Source organism: Pseudomonas sp. AP3_22 TE3818, from assembly GCF_053628995.1.
In genome coordinates, this window is the sequence record NZ_JBRJHL010000001.1 from 1,849,600 (window position 1) to 1,867,034 (window position 17,435).

Here is a 17,435-nt window from a genome sequence, read left to right on the forward strand (position 1 = left end):
GGCTCGACAATGGGCAGACGCCGGTTTGGTGGGCTTTCGCAGTCAGTTTCCCTGCCGTGAGGGCCAAACTGATCAAGTACGCCCCTATTCCGGCACAGGTTGCGCAAAAGCCTTGCGCACCGATTCGTGCGAGAACTCGTCGGCATGCTCCTGGACCCATTCGAGCGCCAGGGCCTGAACATCCTGCAAGTCTTCGTGGGTCTCATGCAGGCGGCAGTAGCGTTCGATCTGGCACACCTGCTCACCCATTCGGGCGCTGAACAGCGTTTGTTCGTCGACGAAGGCGATGCCCACCAGATAACCGCGCTTGCGTCGCAGGCACCAGGCGACGTAGCCCAGGTAGCGCATGTCCGGGTTCACGGTCGGCATGCGTACTTCCAGCGCCGTGCCGTAGCGCCACGCGCGGTGATAATTGCAAGCCATGCCCCCGAGGCTGATAGTGTGCAGCTGCCGTCGCGAAATACACTCAGGTTTGAGCAAGGTTAATTCGACAGGCACATCGTCAGGGTGAGGAATGAATCGTCCCATGAACACAGACTCCATGTGTCGGCCATCTGACATTGTTCTCCCCAGTATAGTGGTCGAATTGGAACTGACCGATTTTGACGCCGACCAACGGCTGCTGGCGATGAGCGGTGTTTCGCTGGTTATTTTTACCAGTGTCGGCTGCGCCAGCTGCCGTTTTGCCCGCGAGCAATTGCCGACACTCGATCTGGCCGTCGATCGACTGTGCTGGATCGATGCCGGCAATAACGGCGGGGTGGTCGAGCGTTATCAGGTCTTTCATTTGCCGGCGCTGTTTGTCGTTCGCGACGGCGAATTCTTCGGAGCACTGAAATCGCGCCTGACCGACACAGAGCTCAATCGAGCCGTGCGCCAGGCGTTGAGTCGAACAGCAGAGGAGTTGCCATGATGGGGACAGTTGCCAGGCCGACAATCGGCATTATCGGGACCGGCGCAATCGGCGGGTTCTACGGGGTGATGCTGGCGCGTGCCGGTTTTGATGTGCATTTTCTGCTGCGCAGCGAGTTTTCCGCTGTGGTCGAGCACGGGTTGCAAGTCGATAGCGCGCCCCACGGTGCGCTGAAACTGAACCCGGTACAGGCTTACTCGAAGGCGCAAGACATGCCGCCCTGCGACTGGCTGCTGGTGGGCGCGAAAACCACCAGCAACGCAGATCTGGCACCGGCCATCCTGCAGGCGGCGGCACCGAATGCCAAAGTGCTGCTGTTGCAAAATGGCCTGGACGTGGAAGACAGCCTGCGCGAGTTGCTCCCCGATTCGCTGCATGTGCTCGGCGGGCTCTGCTACATCTGCGTTCATCGCGAGGCGCCGGGCGTCATCACCCATCAGGCGCTGGGCGCGGTGCACGTGGGTTATCACAGCGGTCCCGCCGATGGGCCGACACGCACTGCGATAGTCGAGGAGGGTGTCGGCCTGTTCCGCAGCGCCGGCCTCGATTCCCAGGCCATGGCGAATTTGCACCAGGCGCGCTGGCAAAAACTGGTCTGGAATATCCCTTACAACGGTCTCTCGGTTTTGCTCGGTGCGAGCACCACGCCTTTGATGGCGGATGCCGACAGTCGCGAACTGATCAAGGCGCTGATGGCTGAAGTGGTGCAAGGCGCAATTGCCTGCGGGCACGATGTACCGCCAGGGTATGCCGAGCACCTGTTCATGGTGACCGAAAAAATGCCCGACTACTGGCCGAGCATGTACCACGATTTCCTGCACAAGCGGCCGCTGGAGCTGGCGGCGATCTACGCCCGACCACTGGCGGCCGCCAGGGCCGCGGGATGTGAAATGCCGCGCATCGAGGCCTTGTATCGCAGCTTGAGTTTCATTGATCGACGCAACACCTGAGTCGACCGACCTGAGGGGGGAAGGGCATGCCAAAGGCAATTGACGACAAGTTGGTGCTGGCGATTTCTTCGCGAGCGCTGTTTGATTTGAGCGAAAGCCACAAGGTTTATCTGTCGAGCGGCGTCGAAGCCTACCGGCAGTATCAGATCGAACACGAAGACGAAATCCTTGAGCCCGGCGATGCTTTTCCGTTGGTGCAGAAACTCCTGAACCTCAACAATAGCCTGGGCCGCGCCCGGGTCGAGGTGATTCTGGTGTCGCGCAATAGCGCCGACACCGGGCTGCGAGTATTCAATTCGATCGACCACTACGGACTGGCGATTTCCCGTGCGGCATTCGTCGGCGGGCGTAGTCCGTATCCCTACCTCAAGGCCTTTGGCTGCGATCTGTTTCTCTCGACCCACGCCGAAGACGTACGCAATGCCCTGGACGCCGGATTCGCCGCGGCGACCATCCTGTCTGGCGGTGCCAGTCGTGCGGCCAGCGACGAGCTGCGCATTGCCTTCGACGGAGACGCGGTGCTGTTTTCCGATGAGTCGGAGCGCATTTATCAGGCCGGTGGTCTGGAGGCGTTCCAGGCCAGCGAGCGTGAGGCCGCTCGCGAGCCGTTGCGCGGTGGGCCGTTCAAGGGCTTTCTCGCGGCCCTGAACCTGTTGCAGCGTGAGTTCCCGGAGGACGCCTGTCCGATTCGTACCGCTCTGGTCACGGCGCGATCGGCGCCCGCCCATGAGCGGGTGATTCGTACGTTGCGCGAGTGGGACATCCGTCTCGACGAATCGCTGTTCCTCGGCGGCCTGACCAAGTCCGCCTTTCTCGAAGCCTTCGCGGCCGATGTGTTTTTCGATGATCAGGCCGGCCACTGCGAATTGGCCCGTGAAGTCGTCGCCACCGGTCATGTGCCCCACGGCATAAGCAACGAGCAAAAGGTTTAAGCCCGCCGTTCAATGTGTTGCGCCGGACGTCGTAGTCGCCAAGGCACTGCTAAGCTGAATCAAATCTCCGCCATGTTGGCAGTCGAGGAGGTCATATGATTCGTTCGATGCTGTACGCCACTGACCTTGGCCTGTACGCGCCCGTGGTGATGCAGCATGCCCTGGAGCTGGCCCGGACCTTCAATGCCAGTTTGTACGTTGTGCATGCGGTTGAGCCCATGGGGCTGTTTGCCGAATCGGTGCTGCAAAGTTATCTCGATGAACAGGCGCTGAACGAGTTTCACAGCCAGGGCCTGAATACAGTGATTGCCAGTATCGAGCAGCGGGTGCTCGACAGTTTTCGTGAGGAACTGGGGGATGAAGGGGAGCACGACCTGGAGCGGATTCAGGCGGTAAGGGTGCTGCAGGGCGATCCATCGCAGGTGATTCTGGACCAGGCGCAGAAACTCTCCGTGGATTTGTTGATCGTAGGAAGTCACAGCCACGGTGCGGGTGCGGAAACGCCTTTGGGCCGCACCGCCGCCCGTGTGTTGCAACTGTCCAAGGTGCCGGTCTATCTGGTGCCGCTGGTGCAACGTCGTCGTCAAGGGGACCTCTAGGACCCGAATAATGGCAATCTGATAAAAAAGTTCTAGATTTATTCTTCGAGCCATTAATATAGTTATATATCGTCGCTGATGCCCGTGGCGTCTACCTGCTTTGAGGGATTCATATGAAGCTTCAACAATTGCGCTACATCTGGGAAGTGGCGCACCACGACCTCAACGTTTCCGCTACAGCCCAAAGCCTTTACACCTCTCAACCGGGCATCAGCAAACAGATCCGTCTGCTGGAAGATGAACTGGGCGTCGAAGTCTTTGCCCGCAGTGGCAAGCACTTGACCCGGGTCACCCCGGCCGGTGAGCGCATCATCACCACCGCTGGCGAGATTCTGCGCAAGGTTGAAAGCATCAAGCAGATCGCCCAGGAATTCTCCAACGAGAAGAAAGGCACCCTGTCGATTGCCACCACTCATACCCAGGCGCGTTATGCGTTACCGCCGGTGATCAGCAATTTCATCAAGCAATACCCGGACGTTGCCCTGCATATGCACCAGGGATCGCCGATGCAAATCGCCGAAATGGCCGCTGACGGCACCGTGGATTTCGCCATTGCCACCGAAGCGCTCGAACTGTTCGGTGATCTGGTGATGATGCCGTGCTACCGCTGGAACCGCTGCGTGGTCGTGCCTCAGGGCCACCCGCTGACCAAACTGTCGAAACTGACCCTCGAAGCGCTGGCCGAATACCCGATCGTGACCTACGTGTTCGGTTTTACCGGCCGTTCGAAACTCGACGAAGCGTTCAGCCATCGAGGCCTGACGCCGAAAGTGGTGTTCACCGCGGCCGACGCCGACGTGATCAAGACCTATGTTCGCCTGGGGCTGGGCGTGGGCATCGTGGCGAAAATGGCGGTCGACACCAAACTCGACAGCGACCTGGTCGTACTCGATGCCAGCGAACTGTTCGAGTCCAGCGTGACCAAGATCGGCTTCCGTCGCGGCACCTTCCTGCGTGGCTTTATGTGCGACTTCATCGAGAAGTTCGCGCCGCACCTGACCCGCGAAGTCATGGCCAAGGCCATTCAATGCCACAACAAGCAGGAACTCGAAGAGCTGTTCGAAGGTGTCGAACTGCCAGTCCATTAAGCCCGTTTAAACGACCTCGGTGACAGCGAACTGTTGCCGAGCGCCCGCCACCGTAATTTCCACCTCGTCGCCCTCGAACTTGCCCAGCAGGCTTTTGCCCAGCGGTGAGCGCGGGGTGATGACGGTGATCAGTTGCCCCACCAGGTCGACTTTCAACCCGGCTGCATCAGGGGCGAGGAACAGCCATTGTTCGCGCCCGTTTTCGTCTTCGAGCCCGAGCAGCGCGCCGACTTCGATGCCCCGGCGTTCGTCATACGGGCGCAGGGCCAGGTTCTGGCAGAGGTTCAGTGACTGGCGGATTTCCTCGACCCTCTTGGCTTGCCCTGCCGCGAGATAGGACGCCTCGAGCCCCAAGGTGTCGTATTTGTTCTCGGCAATGTTTTCTTCATGGGTCGCCGTTTCGTAGGCGGTTTGCGCCGCTCGTTCAGCGATGCCGAGATCGATCTGCAGCTTGTCGAGAATCAGTTGCTGGACGGTGTGCTTATTCATGATCAATCGCAGAATTGCAGAACGTTGGCGCGGCTTTTTTCGCTGGGTGCAGTCCGGTCCTGTTGCAGCCAGAACTGACAGTTCGGGTTGGCCAGGTTGCGAGTACTGCTGCGTGCCTGATCGAGCCGTTGTGCCTGCTCGTTCTTGCGCAGGTTTTCTTCATACTGCTCGAACAGCGGACTCTGTGGCGGGATGTCTGGCACCGGTTGAGTCACCACCGGTGGCTTGGCCAATTGCTCCACGGCTGCCGCCACGGGTGCCAATTGTTCGCTGAAAAGCAGGCGTGAAGCGAGCCAGCAGGTCAGCACAATGGCAATGAATCCCAGCCACATGCCGAGGGCGATGCTGCCGGTCAGTTGCAGGGCATTGAGGCTGATCGGGAAGGATCGGCGCGGAGCGGGGCGGTGGGGCATGGTTGCTTCCTGGCGAAAGGGCGCTGGCGAGTGGCGATTGTCGCATGAAGAATAATCGTCGTCGGCTCTTCTGCGCGGGGTAATTTATGCGGACAATCGGCGCCTTTGCCAACGGGAGCCTGGAATGCCTGAACTGAAAACCCGCTGGGATATTTTTTGCACCGTGGTCGACAACTTCGGCGACATCGGCGTGACCTGGCGACTGGCCCGGCAACTGGTGGCCGAACATGGACTGGCGGTGCGTCTATGGGTCGATGATCTGCGAGCGTTCGAGCGCCTGTGTCCGCCAATCGATATCCACGCTGCGCAGCAATGGCAGCAAGGCGTCGAAGTGCGCCAATGGCCAGCCGAGTGGCAACGGACTGAAGCTGCCGATGTGGTGATTGCTGCATTCGCCTGCCAATTGCCGAGCGCCTATATGGACGCCATGGCCGAGCGGGAAAAGACCCCGCTATGGATGAACCTCGACTACCTGAGTGCCGAGGACTGGGTGATCGGCTGTCACGGTTTGCCCTCGGTGAAGTACAAGAACGTACAGAAGTTCTTTTTCTTCCCGGGTTTCCAGAAGGGCACTGGCGGATTGTTGCGTGAGCGCGGATTGCTTGAGCGTCGTCGGCAATTTCAGCAGGACCCGCAAGCTCAAAGAGAATTCCTGCACGGTTTAGGGATTGATCCTGCACCCGGCGCACAGTTGATCTCATTGTTCGCCTACGAAAACACCGGGCTGGCCAGTTGGCTCGATGCGATGGCTGGCGATTCGACAGCCACTCACCTGCTGGTGCCGGAAGGGCGGATTCTCGGCGACGTCGAGCGTTGGCTCGGTGTGCAGGGGTTGGCGGCCGGTGCCGTGCATGTGCGTGACGCCTTGACCGTGCAAGTGCTGCCATTCGTCCGCCAGGACCAATACGACGGGTTGCTGTGGTGCTGCGATTTCAATGCCGTGCGTGGCGAAGATTCCTTTGTGCGCGCTCAATGGGCGGGCCGGCCATTTCTCTGGCACATCTACCGGCAGGAAGAAGATATCCATCTGGACAAGCTCGAGGCCTTCCTCGAACTCTATGTGAAGGGGCTATCGGACCCTGCGCGGGAGGCGATCAGCGGTCTCTGGCGGGCCTGGAACGCCGGTGAAAAAATGCCCGACCACTGGCAATCCACCCGTAAACACTGGCCAGAGCTGGAAAAACACGCCGAGGCGTGGTGTCTGGAACAGGCCTTGCAGGCCGATCTTGCCACGGCGCTGGTACAGTTTTATGGAAATTGGATATGATACGCGGCCTAGATTTTTGTAAATCCCATCCAAATTCGGATATTCGCAATGAAAACTGGTAAAGAACTCAAACCCGGTACCGTGATCCGTATCGACAACGATCCTTGGCTGGTTCAGAAAGCTGAATTCACCAAGTCCGGTCGTAACAGCGCGATCATGAAGACCAAGCTGAAGAACCTGCTGACCGGCTACAAGACCGAAACCGTATACGGTGCGGACGACAAGCTGGACGACGTGATCCTCGACCGTAAGGAAGCGACCCTGTCCTTCATCAGCGGCGACTCCTACACGTTCATGGACACCACCGACTACACCATGTACGAGCTGAACGCCGAAGACATCGAAAGCGTTCTGCCATTCGTGGAAGAAGGCATGACCGACGTTTGCGAAGCCGTGTTCTTCGAAGGCCGTCTGGTTTCCGTAGAGCTGCCGACCACCATCGTGCGTCAGGTTGACTACACCGAAGGTTCCGCTCGCGGCGACACTTCCGGCAAGGTCATGAAGCCTGCCAAACTGAAGAACGGTACCGAGCTGTCGGTTGCTGACTTCATCGAAATCGGCGACATGATCGAGATCGATACCCGCGAAGGTGGTTCCTACAAAGGCCGTGCCAAATAAGCACTGCTTGAGGAATGAAAAAGCCCGACCATTGAGTCGGGCTTTTTTGTGCCGGGTAGAAATGTGCGGGTTGACGCTGAGCCCTGTAGGAGCCCGGCTTGCCGGCGATGGCGTACTCGAGGCCACCATCGCCGGCAAGCCGGGCTCCTACAGAAGAAGGTGTTATTTCTTTAGGTGTTGTTTCAACTCTTCAGACGCCTGCAACATCGCCGAACGCACCGCTGGCACCTGGCTCACCACGTTGAGCAGACCGTAGTCGTGGATCATGCCGTTGTAGCGCACCGAGGTCACCGGCACTCCGGCTTCATCGAGTTTGCGGGCGTAGGCTTCGCCTTCGTCGCGCAACACGTCAGCACCGGCGGTCTGTACCAGTGCTGGCGGCAACCCTTTCAACTGGGCCGTGGTGGCGCGCAGCGGTGAGGCGTAGATCTCGTTACGCTGGTTGGCGTCCGTGGTGTAGTTGTCCCAGAACCACTTCATCGCATTTTTGCTGAGGAAGTACCCTTCGGCAAACTGGTTGTAGGACGCGGTTTCGAAGTTGGCATCCGTCACCGGCCACAGCAACACCTGGAACTTGATCGCCGGGGTTCCCTTGTCCTTGGCCATCAGTGCAACCACGGCCGCCATGTTGCCGCCGACACTGTTGCCGGCTACCGCCAGGCGCTTGCCATCGACGTTGATCTCCTTACCGTGCTCGGCCACCCATTGTGTCGCGGCGTAAGCCTGGTTGATCGCCACCGGGTAATGGGCTTCCGGCGACGGCGTGTAGTTCACGAACACGGCCGCTGCCCCCGAACCCGTCACCAGATCGCGCACCAGCCGCTCGTGGGTCGGGAAGTCCCCCAGTACCCAGCCGCCGCCGTGGAAGAACATGAACACGGGCAGTTCACCCTTGACCCCGGCCGGCCGGACGATGGTCAGGTTCAGCGCTTGGCCATCGACTTGAATGGTCTTCTGGCTGATATCGGCTTTTGGCAGTGTCAGTTTCACCCCGGCCTGCGCGCCCATCAGCACGGCGCGGGCGTCTTTCGGGCTGAGTTGTTCAAGCGGCTTGCCGGTACCGGCATTCAGCACATCGAGGAACGCCTGGGTGTTGTGTTCAACCCCGTCACTTGCGAACGCACCGTTGATCGACAGAGCGAGAAGGGTACCGGTCAAGACTTTGCTGAAAGTGTTCATGTTCGTTTCCTGTTCGGGCCTGGGTAGTCAGCGCTTAGACGGTTACGTGCAGACGCACATCGACGTTGCCACGGGTGGCATTGGAGTACGGGCAGACCTGGTGGGCGGCGTCGACCAGTGCCTGGGCATCGGCTTGTTCAAGACCCGGCAGGCTGATGTGCAGGTCGATGTCCAGGCCGAAACCGCCGGGGATCTGGCCGATGCCGACATGGGCGGTGATCGAAGCGTCGCTCGGGATGCTGCGCTTGGTCTGGCTGGCGACGAATTTCAGGGCGCCGATGAAGCAGGCGGAGTAGCCGGCGGCGAACAGTTGCTCAGGGTTGGTGGCTGCGCCGCCAGCACCGCCGAGTTCTTTCGGCGTGGCGAGTTTGACGTCGAGGATGTTGTCGCTGGAAACCGCACGACCGTCACGGCCACCGGTGGAAGTTGCGATTGCGGTGTAGAGAGTTTGCATGGTGAAAGCCTCGTTCAGGGTTTGATTTGTTTGCGCTAAATGTTTGCGCGCTAAGTAAGTGCGAAATAAATGTATCGCGCTAATGTTTAGTGCGCAAGATAAAAAATGGAATAAATTTGCCAGGAGCGACGAACGGCTAAGCGGGATTGGCTGAAACTATTGAATTAGAGCGGATGGAGGTTTTACAGGCGGCTTTTTTGGGGGGGGGGGCGGGTTCTACGACACCGCACAAAACAACTGTGGGAGCGGGCTTGCTCGCGAAAGCGGTGTGTCAGTGACGTAAATTTCGAATGACACACCGCCTTCGCGAGCAAGCCCGCTCCCACAGGGGATTTGTGGTGGTTTGAAGGCTAGAGGCTGTCCTGCAGGTGACGACGCAGCGCTTGCAGCTCCGTTTGCAAGTTTTGCAGGCGCTCCAGTGTCATCCCGCTGGCACCGAGGATGCATTGGGGAATATCACGCGCCTTGTCGCGCAACGCCCGGCCCTGTTCGGTGAGCTCGACGATCACCACGCGTTCATCTTCGCGGCTGCGGGTTCGGCTGAGCAGGCCTTCGGCTTCCAGGCGCTTGAGCAGCGGCGTCAAGGATCCTGGGTCGGTCAGCAATCGCGTGCTGATTTCGCCTACCGTCAAACCGTCCTTTTCCCACAACACCATCATCGCCAGGTATTGCGGGTAGGTCAGGCCCAGCGCTTGCAGCAGGGGCTTGTAGACCTTGGTCATCATCAGCGAAGTGGAGTGCAGGGCGAAGCAGGCCTGGTTATCCAGCAGCAGGTTGTCGCAGTTGTCCGGGGTGTTGCGCTCGGTGCTCATGTCGAAGCCTTGATCTGTGGTCTTTGGAATCTAGCGGGCGAATCTTTAATGCGCCAGATAATTTTGATCAGTGCCGTTGCAAATGGGTTTGCAACAGCAGATCCCAGGGCGGCACCGGGCTGAAGCGGGTTTTCAGGTACTCCAGCAACAAGCGGCTACGGGAGTTGGGTTGTTGTTCCAGGCGCAAGGCATAGATGCCGGCGTTTTCCGGTTTTGGCAGGCCGCTGTCGCAGAACAGCGGCAGCAACTCACCCCGCAACAGGTACTCGCTGGCCAGCCAGGTCGGCAGGTGCGCGATACCCAATCCGGCCAATGCGCCGCAGACCAGCGCCTCGGCATTGTTGGCGCTCATGCGTACCCGCGCCGGCCGATGCAACTGCATTTGCCCGTCCCGTTCGAAACGCCAGGCGAAGGGCGGGGCGAGGCCATCCCAATCGAGTCCGTCGTGTTCAATCAGCTGTGACGGATCGGTCGGAACGCCGCGTCGCCGCAAATAATCAGGACTGGCGCAGGCAATGCGCACCATGCTCGCCAGTGGCGTGGCCACCAGTCGGGTGTCGGCCAATTGCCCGGCGCGCAGCACCAGATCGACCTTGCCGAGGTTCTGGCCCTGCATGTCGACGAAACTGTCGATCAGGTGCAGTTGTACATCGAGTCCCGGATAGAGCATGAGGAAATCGGCAATCACCGGTGCCAGGTGCCGGCGCCCGAAGGCTGCTGGCGCATCGATACGAATCAGGCCTTCCGGCGCGCTGCTCAAGGACACGGCCTCGGCCCGGGCCAGGCGCAATTCGGCGACGATCCGCCGTGCTCGCTCGGCGAAGGCCAATCCTGCCGGGGTAGCGCGCACCGCATGCGTACTGCGGATGAACAGCTGACTGCCGACCGCGTTTTCCAGGCTGTCGATACGCCGTGCCACGGCCGAAGGGGTCATCGGGTGACGGCGCGAGGCGGCGGAAAAACTGCCGGTTTCCAGTACGTCGAGGAATAAAGCCAGTTGGTCGGTCAGTTGGTTGGGGTTCATGGCAAGTCTGCGCTTGTGCGAATTTGGCACAGCCATTGTGCGTCGCTGTGCGTTTCCGTGCCATAAGCAACTGCGTAGGATCAATGGCGTGATGTGAGGAGAAATCGGCCGTGATTGAGTTTCTGATGTACCTGGTGTTCGGTGCCGCCCTGGGCACCCTTGGCGGTTTGTTCGGCATCGGCGGTGGCCTGATTGCCATTCCGCTGTTGGGCGTGCTGTTCGGGCTCGACCAGCAGATTGCCCAAGGCACGGCGCTAGTGATGGTCGTGCCGAACGTGATGCTGGCGCTGTGGCGCTACCATCAACGCAACCGGATCGAGCTGCGCCACGCGCTACCGTTGGCCCTCATGGGGTTCTGCTTCGCCTGGCTCGGGTCGATCTGGGCGGTGGGCATCGATGCGCGAACCATGCGCATAGGTTTTGTCGCGTTTCTGATCGCACTGTCGGCGTACAACCTTGTTCGCATGTTCGCCGCATACACCACGGCGGCGTCACAGATGAACTACTCATGGCCCTGGCTGGGCGTGCTGGGCGCTGCATCAGGCACAATGGGCGGTTTGTTCGGCGTGGGTGGCGCGGTGGTGGCGACGCCGGTGTTGACCAGTCTGTTCGGCACCAGCCAGGTGGTTGCGCAGGGATTGTCGTTGGCGCTGGCCTTGCCGAGCACGGGAGTGACGCTGGTGACTTATGCCGTGCACCATCAGGTCAACTGGGGGATCGGCTTACCCTTGGCAGTCGGTGGGCTGATGAGCATCAGTTGGGGCGTGAAGGTTGCCCACGCCTTGCCGGAGCGGCTGCTGCGCGGGCTGTTTTGCGGGTTCCTGGTGTTCTGTGCGGTGACGCTCGTCTTCAAAGTTTGAAGCCATCAATGATGTGGTCGGCCAGGCACTCGGTGATCGGTGACGGGTTATGCAGGTTACGCACGAGCATGATACTGGCCTCGGGCAACAACGGCAGATCCTCGGCTTCACCCAGAATGCGCATGTCCGCGGTGATCAGGCTTTCAAGCTGTGCGGTCACTGCCAGGCCGGCGCTGACCACGGCCATGATCGCCGACAGGCTGTCGCTGTTGTACGCCACCCGGTAATCGCGCCCCCGGGCATCCAGGGCATTGCAGGCCCACTGGCGGCAGAAGCAATCGCTGTTGAACATCGCCAGCGGCAGCGGTGTCTGTTCGTGGGCGCTGTAGCATTGCGCCTCGGCCCAGACAAAACGTTCCTTGCGCAACAACTGGCCGATTTCGCTGCCCGGTTCGCGGGTCACGATGGACAGGTCCAGGTCCTGGCGCATCAACAGCTGTTTCGATGATTCGCAGTGCACTTCGATCTGGATCAGCGGATAGGACTGGGCAAACCGACGCAGAATCCCCGGGAGAAATCGCATCACATAATCGTCCGGCGTGCCGATACGCACCGTGCCGACCATGTCGGGCTCACGCAGGGTATTGAAGACCTCGCTGTGCAGCTTGAGGATCCGCCGCGCATAGCCCAGCAGCACCTGGCCTTCGGCCGTCAGTCGCACCTGCCGTCCGTCGCGCTGGAACAGCTGGCGCTGCAGCACGTCTTCTTCGAGTCGTTTCATCTGCATGCTGACGGCTGACTGGGTGCGGTTGACCAATTCGCCGGCGCGGGTAAAGCCGCCCTGGTCGGCGATGGCGACGAAGGTGCGCAACACTTCGGTATCGATACTCGGGTAGGCCGACATTCATCAATCTCCGAGATATGTGACATCAGAAACATTCGTTGGATTGATCTTAGACCCGGCGCGAGACTGGAGCCATCCAAACGGAGGGCAACAAGATGAAAGGTCAACATGAGTTCCACGGTGCGGAAAAACACTCGATTCACCTGATATCCGATCTGCTGCACAAGGTCGGCCGCTGGTACGAACTGCATCGCGAGCGCGAACTGCTGGCGAGCTTGAGCGACGAAGCACTCAAGGACATCGGCATGAGTCGTGCGGATGTGGAGAACGAGTCAATCAAACCGTTCTGGAGCGACCCGATGCATAAATGATCCGATCAATAAATGATGAATCCCACGCTACACAAACCCCTTACCGGTGAGGTAGGTTGCGAGCAGACAAGGAGATGCCCATGCCCGCAACATTGTCCTTTACCCTCAAACAGGCTCGGCGTCTGGCGCTGGCCGCCCAAGGGTTCAACGGGCGGCAGTCGCCAGCGGCGATCAAGGCAGTTGCGCTCAACCGACTGATCGAACGGCTGGGCATTTTGCAGATCGATTCGGTCAATGCAGTGGTGCGTTCGCACTACCTTCCGCTGTTTTCCCGCCTCGGCCATTATTCCTCGGACTTGCTCGACCAGGCTGCCTGGAGCCAGGGCCGGCGTCGAACACTCTTTGAGTATTGGGGCCATGAAGCCTCGTTGTTGCCTCTTTCCCTGTACCCGCTGATGCGTTGGCGCATGCAGCGAGCGAGCCGTGGCGAAGACATCTATCAGCAACTGGCGCGTTTTGGGCGTGAACAGCAAGACACGATTCGTCGCGTGCTGGCTTCGGTCGAGCAGCAGGGCGCGCTGGGTGCCGGAAGCCTGTCGACCCGTCAGGAGCGTGCCGGGCCCTGGTGGGACTGGAGTGCGGAAAAGCATGCGCTGGAATGGTTGTTCGCTGCCGGTGAAGTGACCGTTGCCGGACGGCGCGGGTTTGAAAGGCTCTACGATTTGCCCGAGCGGGTGATTCCCTCGGCGGTGCTTGCGCAGCCCGTCCTGGATGAAGCTGACGCCCAGCGCGGCCTGTTACGGCATGCGGCAACGGCCTTGGGTGTCGGTACGGAGAAGGACTTGCGTGACTACTTCCGCCTGAGCCCTGCGGACAGTCGTCCACGTTTGGCCGAGTTGGTCGAGGCCGGTGAGTTGCTGACCTGCGAAGTCCAGGGCTGGCGACAACCGGCCTATTGTCTGCCCGAGCCGAAGGTACCGCGCAAAGTTGCGGCCAGTGCCTTGCTCTCGCCATTCGATTCGCTGATCTGGGAGCGCAGCCGTACGGAGCGGCTGTTTGATTTCCGTTATCGGCTGGAAATCTACACGCCGCAGGACAAGCGCGTTTACGGCTATTACGTACTGCCGTTTCTGCACAACGAACGGATTGCCGCACGGGTCGATCTGCGTGCCGAGCGGGCGGCGGGTCGTTTGGCTGTGCATGCGGTGTATGAAGAAGAAACGGGGCTGGATGACGAGGGGATGTTGGCGCTGGCGGCCAATCTTCGGCAGATGGCGGGTTGGCTGGGGCTGGCGCAGGTTCAGTTGAATTGCCCGCGGGCGAGTGCGGCAAGGTTGCGGGTGGCATTTGCACAGATCGGTTGTGATTGAGCCGACGCCATCGCTGGCAAGCCAGCTCCTACAGGGATAAAACTGCTTTTGTAGGAGCTGGCTTGCCAGCGATGGGGCAATGCTATTTACCGCCGAACCTGCTTCAGCGTTTCAGCAATCAAAAACGCCAGTTCCAGCGACTGATCGGCATTCATCCGCGGGTCGCAATGGGTGTGGTAGCGATCCGACAAACCGTCCTCGGTAATGGGCCGCGCACCGCCGATGCACTCGGTAACGTTCTGCCCGGTCATTTCGATATGGATACCGCCGGCATAACTGCCTTCGGCTTCGTGCACCTGGAAGAACTGCTTCACCTCGCCAAGGATCTGCGCGAAGTCGCGGGTCTTGTAGCCGCTGCTGGCCTTGATGGTGTTGCCGTGCATTGGGTCGGAACTCCACAGCACCTGCTTGCCTTCACGCTGGACGGCACGGATCAGTTGCGGCAAGTGATCGCCGACCTTGTTCGCGCCCATCCGTGCGATCAGGTTCAAGCGGCCCGGATCGTTGTTCGGGTTGAGCACGTCGATCAGGCGAATCAGGTCGTCGGGGTTCATGCTCGGGCCGACCTTGACCCCGATCGGGTTGTTCACCCCGCGCAGGAATTCGACGTGGGCGCCGTCGAGTTGGCGGGTGCGGTCGCCGATCCACAGCATGTGCGCCGAGCAATCGTAGTAATCGTTGGTCAGGCTGTCGCGACGCACGAAAGCTTCTTCGTAGTTCAGCAGCAGCGCTTCGTGGGCGGTGAAGAAACTGGTCTCGCGCAGCTGCGGCGAACTGTCCATGCCACAGGCGCGCATGAACGCCAGGGTTTCATCGATGCGATCGGCCAGGTGGCTGTATTTTTCCGCCAGCGCCGAGTTGGCGATGAAGTCCAGGTTCCACTTGTGCACCTGATGCAGATCGGCAAACCCGCCCTGGGCGAACGCGCGCAGCAGGTTCAGGGTGGCGGTGGACTGGTGATAGGACTGCAACAGGCGCTCGGGGTCGGGTACGCGGCTTTTTTCGTCGAAACCGATGCCATTGACGATGTCGCCACGGTAGGCGGGCAGCGTCACGCCATCGATGGTTTCGTCGTTGGCCGAACGCGGCTTGGCGAACTGCCCGGCCATGCGCCCGACCTTGACCACCGGACAGCCGGCGGCAAAAGTCATCACGATGGCCATCTGCAGCAACACCTTGAAGGTGTCGCGGATTTTCGCCGCGGAGAATTCGGCGAAGCTTTCGGCGCAGTCGCCACCCTGTAACAGAAACGCGCGGCCCTGGGTCACTTCGGCAAACTGACGGCGCAACTCACGGGCTTCACCGGCAAACACCAGCGGCGGATAGCTGGCCAGGGTCTGCTCGACCTGCTGCAAATGCGCGGCGTCGGGGTATCGGGGTTGTTGCTGGATCGGCAGGGCGCGCCAGCTGTCAGGGCTCCAGGGTTGGCTCATCACGGTCTCTAGTTTTTTCGCTCGGACGCCCATGTTATCAGCAAATTAGTGCGTGACCTGTTCCCGTCGCATCGCTGACAATCTCGCCTTTGCCGCTCTCTACACGCGGTGTTATTGCGTTGCCGGCCCCGGTGACGGTCAGGAGATGAAATGACTGAGGAACGCGTCGAGCATCTGCTCGCCGAGGTACAGGACGAGTTCGGTGTGATTCGTGTGCTGGAAGTGGCCGATTACCGTTTTCTCGAGTTCGGTGATGCCATCGAGCAAAGCTGCGTGTTCACCGCCGATCCGAGCTGGCTCGAGTACGACTATACCCGGGCGATGCTGATCGGCGCGCTGTGCCATGAACAACCGGAAAGCGCACTGTTTCTCGGTCTCGGCGCCGGTACGCTGACCCAGGCCTGCCTCAAGTTCCTGCCGCTGGAAGATGTCGAGGCCATCGAGCTGCGCCCGGACGTGCCGCGCCTGGCCATTGAATATCTGGGGCTGGATGACGATCCACGCCTGTACATCCGCGTTGGCGATGCGCTGGAGTTGCTGGATACCGCCGAATCGGCGGACCTGATTTTCGTCGACCTTTATACCGATGTCGGCCCGGGTGTCGGGCACCTGGCCTGGAGCTTTCTGGAAAACTGCCAGAAGCGATTGAATCCGGGTGGCTGGCTGGTGATCAATCAGTGGGCGACCGACGATGGCAAACCCCTGGGCGCCGCCTTGTTGCGCGGTTTGTATCACCGACATTATTGGGAGCTGCCGGTGAAGGAGGGCAACGTGATTCTGATCGTGCCGTCGGAGCTGGATCAGGAACTGGACATGGACGGCTTGATCGCCCGTGCCGAAACGCTGGCGCCGCGCCTGGGGTATTCGTTGCAGTCGTTGATCAAGGCGATTCGCCCGGCGACCTGATTAATTAATTGTCTGGACGGGCCCCTTCGCGGGCAAGCCCGCTCCCACAGTGGATCTTTGGAGCTCGCCGGACTCTGTGGGAGCGGGCTTGCCCGCGAAAGGGCCATCAAAGCCAATGTAAAAATCAAAGCCCTTTGAAGACCCCAGGCCGCCGCTCCACCATCGACCGCACGCCTTCCTTGACGTCCTCACTCGCCATCAACTTTTTCACCAGTGCGGACAACGCCTGTGCCGCTGCGGTTTCCCCTTCATAGCGGGCCTGTCGCGCAGACATCAGTGTCGCTTGAACGCCAAGCGGTGCCTGGCGAGCGATTCGCTCGGCCAGTTCAATTGCCCGGGGCAGCAAATCCTCGCTGGCCATGACTTCCTGCACCAATCCCAGGTGCAAGGCGTCATGGGCGTCGAATTCATCACCGGTCAGCAACCAGCGCATGGCGTTACCCCAACCTGAGACTTGATGCAGGCGCAGGGTTGCACCGCCGAACGGGAAGATCCCGCGTTGCACTTCCATCTGCGCGAACCGGGTGTTGCTGGCGCACAGGTTGATGTCGGCGGCGAGCATCAGCTCGATGCCGATGGTCAGGCAATAACCCTGGGCGGCGACAATCACCGGTTTGCTGACCCTGGGGCCGGCAAACACCGCCCACGGATCACAGCCGCCGGGTGGAACCTGCCAGCCATCTGTCAGTGTGACGCTGGCATTCACCAGATCGAGCCCGGCGGTAAAGTGCTCGCCATGAGCGAACACCACCGCCACGCGCGCTTCGCTGTCGGCCTCGAATTCGCCATAGGCCAGGCTCAGCGCGTTGAGCAGATCAAGATCGAAGGCGTTGCGCTTGGCCACCCGATCCAGACCGATCATGAACACATGGCCGCGCCGTTCGCGGCTGACTCGACTGGAGCTGGGCTGATTCATGGAGCGGTCCTCGGGGGTGGGAAAGGCGTGCGGGGACCTGCGGTCTGCACGGTAAAGGGTGAACCGTTTTAGCGCCATCACCCGAAAGGCCGGGCCTTTGAAAAATAGACGGCTGAC

Annotated in this window: 21 protein-coding genes; 11 read left to right on the plus strand and 10 right to left on the minus strand. The window is 60.3% G+C overall.

The window, feature by feature from the left end; all coding sequences use genetic code 11:
* Window positions 1-84 precede the first annotated feature (84 nt).
* Window positions 85-528, minus strand: coding sequence for a PilZ domain-containing protein (locus AB7M25_RS08625; RefSeq protein WP_104448928.1), 444 nt, complete (start codon window positions 526-528; stop codon window positions 85-87).
* Between AB7M25_RS08625 and AB7M25_RS08630 the strand changes: the two genes are divergently transcribed.
* The 5 genes from AB7M25_RS08630 to cysB all read left to right on the plus strand — a co-directional run bounded on the left by AB7M25_RS08630 (window position 527) and on the right by cysB (window position 4,482).
* Window positions 527-913 (plus strand): thioredoxin family protein, encoded by a 387-nt coding sequence (locus tag AB7M25_RS08630; protein ID WP_033052386.1) that lies wholly within the window; start codon window positions 527-529, stop codon window positions 911-913. The genes AB7M25_RS08625 and AB7M25_RS08630 overlap by 2 nt on opposite strands.
* Window positions 910-1,863: a putative 2-dehydropantoate 2-reductase gene (locus AB7M25_RS08635; RefSeq protein ID WP_429388093.1), complete on the plus strand. Its 954-nt coding sequence runs from the start codon at window positions 910-912 to the stop codon at window positions 1,861-1,863. The genes AB7M25_RS08630 and AB7M25_RS08635 overlap by 4 nt, the downstream gene beginning before the upstream one ends.
* A gap of 26 nt (window positions 1,864-1,889) precedes the next feature.
* Window positions 1,890-2,795 carry a 5'-nucleotidase gene (locus tag AB7M25_RS08640; protein WP_110659447.1) on the plus strand — a complete coding sequence of 302 codons (906 nt, stop codon included), beginning with the start codon at window positions 1,890-1,892 and terminating at the stop codon, window positions 2,793-2,795.
* Between the two features lie 95 nt (window positions 2,796-2,890).
* Window positions 2,891-3,394 carry a universal stress protein gene (locus AB7M25_RS08645; protein WP_057713811.1) on the plus strand — a complete coding sequence of 168 codons (504 nt, stop codon included), beginning with the start codon at window positions 2,891-2,893 and terminating at the stop codon, window positions 3,392-3,394.
* Between the two features lie 113 nt (window positions 3,395-3,507).
* Window positions 3,508-4,482: an HTH-type transcriptional regulator CysB gene (cysB, locus tag AB7M25_RS08650; protein WP_015094029.1), complete on the plus strand. Its 975-nt coding sequence runs from the start codon at window positions 3,508-3,510 to the stop codon at window positions 4,480-4,482.
* A gap of 6 nt (window positions 4,483-4,488) precedes the next feature.
* Here cysB and AB7M25_RS08655 read toward each other — a convergent pair whose 3' ends face one another.
* Together AB7M25_RS08655 and AB7M25_RS08660 are read right to left on the minus strand one after the other, a co-directional pair.
* Window positions 4,489-4,971 carry a GreA/GreB family elongation factor gene (locus AB7M25_RS08655; protein WP_429388090.1) on the minus strand — a complete coding sequence of 161 codons (483 nt, stop codon included), beginning with the start codon at window positions 4,969-4,971 and terminating at the stop codon, window positions 4,489-4,491.
* A gap of 2 nt (window positions 4,972-4,973) precedes the next feature.
* A complete protein-coding gene (locus tag AB7M25_RS08660) occupies window positions 4,974-5,384 on the minus strand; it encodes a hypothetical protein (RefSeq protein WP_104448924.1) in 411 nt (136 codons plus the stop codon).
* A 124-nt stretch (window positions 5,385-5,508) separates the two neighbouring features.
* On the opposite strand from AB7M25_RS08660, the gene earP reads away from it, so the two are divergent.
* The gene (gene earP / locus AB7M25_RS08665) at window positions 5,509-6,651 is read left to right on the plus strand and encodes an elongation factor P maturation arginine rhamnosyltransferase EarP (RefSeq protein ID WP_429388086.1); all 1,143 of its coding nucleotides are present in this window, start codon (window positions 5,509-5,511) and stop codon (window positions 6,649-6,651) included.
* Between the two features lie 48 nt (window positions 6,652-6,699).
* Window positions 6,700-7,269, plus strand: a complete 570-nt coding sequence (locus AB7M25_RS08670; RefSeq protein ID WP_007955690.1) for an elongation factor P — start codon at window positions 6,700-6,702, stop codon at window positions 7,267-7,269.
* Window positions 7,270-7,431: 162 nt separating this feature from the next.
* Here the strand turns inward: AB7M25_RS08670 and AB7M25_RS08675 are convergent, their stop codons facing one another.
* From AB7M25_RS08675 to AB7M25_RS08690, 4 genes are all read right to left on the minus strand, one after another.
* Window positions 7,432-8,448, minus strand: coding sequence for an alpha/beta hydrolase (locus AB7M25_RS08675; RefSeq protein ID WP_454237163.1), 1,017 nt, complete (start codon window positions 8,446-8,448; stop codon window positions 7,432-7,434).
* Window positions 8,449-8,482: 34 nt separating this feature from the next.
* On the minus strand, window positions 8,483-8,902 hold the full coding sequence (locus AB7M25_RS08680) for an organic hydroperoxide resistance protein (RefSeq protein WP_007973539.1): 420 nt from the start codon (window positions 8,900-8,902) through the stop codon (window positions 8,483-8,485).
* Window positions 8,903-9,252: 350 nt separating this feature from the next.
* On the minus strand, window positions 9,253-9,714 hold the full coding sequence (locus tag AB7M25_RS08685) for a MarR family winged helix-turn-helix transcriptional regulator (RefSeq protein ID WP_429389221.1): 462 nt from the start codon (window positions 9,712-9,714) through the stop codon (window positions 9,253-9,255).
* Window positions 9,715-9,781: 67 nt separating this feature from the next.
* Window positions 9,782-10,738 (minus strand): LysR family transcriptional regulator, encoded by a 957-nt coding sequence (locus AB7M25_RS08690; RefSeq protein ID WP_429389220.1) that lies wholly within the window; start codon window positions 10,736-10,738, stop codon window positions 9,782-9,784.
* A gap of 110 nt (window positions 10,739-10,848) precedes the next feature.
* Here AB7M25_RS08690 and AB7M25_RS08695 point away from each other — a divergent pair, with 110 nt between their 5' ends.
* On the plus strand, window positions 10,849-11,598 hold the full coding sequence (locus AB7M25_RS08695) for a sulfite exporter TauE/SafE family protein (protein ID WP_429389218.1): 750 nt from the start codon (window positions 10,849-10,851) through the stop codon (window positions 11,596-11,598).
* Here the strand turns inward: AB7M25_RS08695 and AB7M25_RS08700 are convergent.
* Window positions 11,588-12,442: a LysR substrate-binding domain-containing protein gene (locus tag AB7M25_RS08700; RefSeq protein WP_102700339.1), complete on the minus strand. Its 855-nt coding sequence runs from the start codon at window positions 12,440-12,442 to the stop codon at window positions 11,588-11,590. The two genes, AB7M25_RS08695 and AB7M25_RS08700, sit on opposite strands and share 11 nt — an antisense overlap.
* Before the next feature lie 95 nt (window positions 12,443-12,537).
* Between AB7M25_RS08700 and AB7M25_RS08705 the strand changes: the two genes are divergently transcribed.
* Together AB7M25_RS08705 and AB7M25_RS08710 are read left to right on the plus strand one after the other, a co-directional pair.
* On the plus strand, window positions 12,538-12,753 hold the full coding sequence (locus AB7M25_RS08705; RefSeq protein ID WP_007973532.1) for a DUF1127 domain-containing protein: 216 nt from the start codon (window positions 12,538-12,540) through the stop codon (window positions 12,751-12,753).
* Window positions 12,754-12,833: 80 nt separating this feature from the next.
* Complete coding sequence (locus AB7M25_RS08710; protein ID WP_454237164.1) at window positions 12,834-14,063, plus strand: winged helix-turn-helix domain-containing protein; 1,230 nt, start codon at window positions 12,834-12,836, stop codon at window positions 14,061-14,063.
* An 86-nt stretch (window positions 14,064-14,149) separates the two neighbouring features.
* Here the strand turns inward: AB7M25_RS08710 and AB7M25_RS08715 are convergent, their stop codons facing one another.
* Window positions 14,150-15,496 carry a class II 3-deoxy-7-phosphoheptulonate synthase gene (locus tag AB7M25_RS08715; protein WP_429389213.1) on the minus strand — a complete coding sequence of 449 codons (1,347 nt, stop codon included), beginning with the start codon at window positions 15,494-15,496 and terminating at the stop codon, window positions 14,150-14,152.
* A gap of 150 nt (window positions 15,497-15,646) precedes the next feature.
* On the opposite strand from AB7M25_RS08715, the gene AB7M25_RS08720 reads away from it, so the two are divergent.
* Window positions 15,647-16,402 carry a spermidine synthase gene (locus AB7M25_RS08720; RefSeq protein WP_429389211.1) on the plus strand — a complete coding sequence of 252 codons (756 nt, stop codon included), beginning with the start codon at window positions 15,647-15,649 and terminating at the stop codon, window positions 16,400-16,402.
* Between the two features lie 124 nt (window positions 16,403-16,526).
* On the opposite strand, the gene AB7M25_RS08725 is transcribed toward AB7M25_RS08720, so the two are convergent.
* The gene (locus tag AB7M25_RS08725; protein ID WP_429389209.1) at window positions 16,527-17,318 is read right to left on the minus strand and encodes a crotonase/enoyl-CoA hydratase family protein; all 792 of its coding nucleotides are present in this window, start codon (window positions 17,316-17,318) and stop codon (window positions 16,527-16,529) included.
* Window positions 17,319-17,435 lie beyond the last annotated feature (117 nt).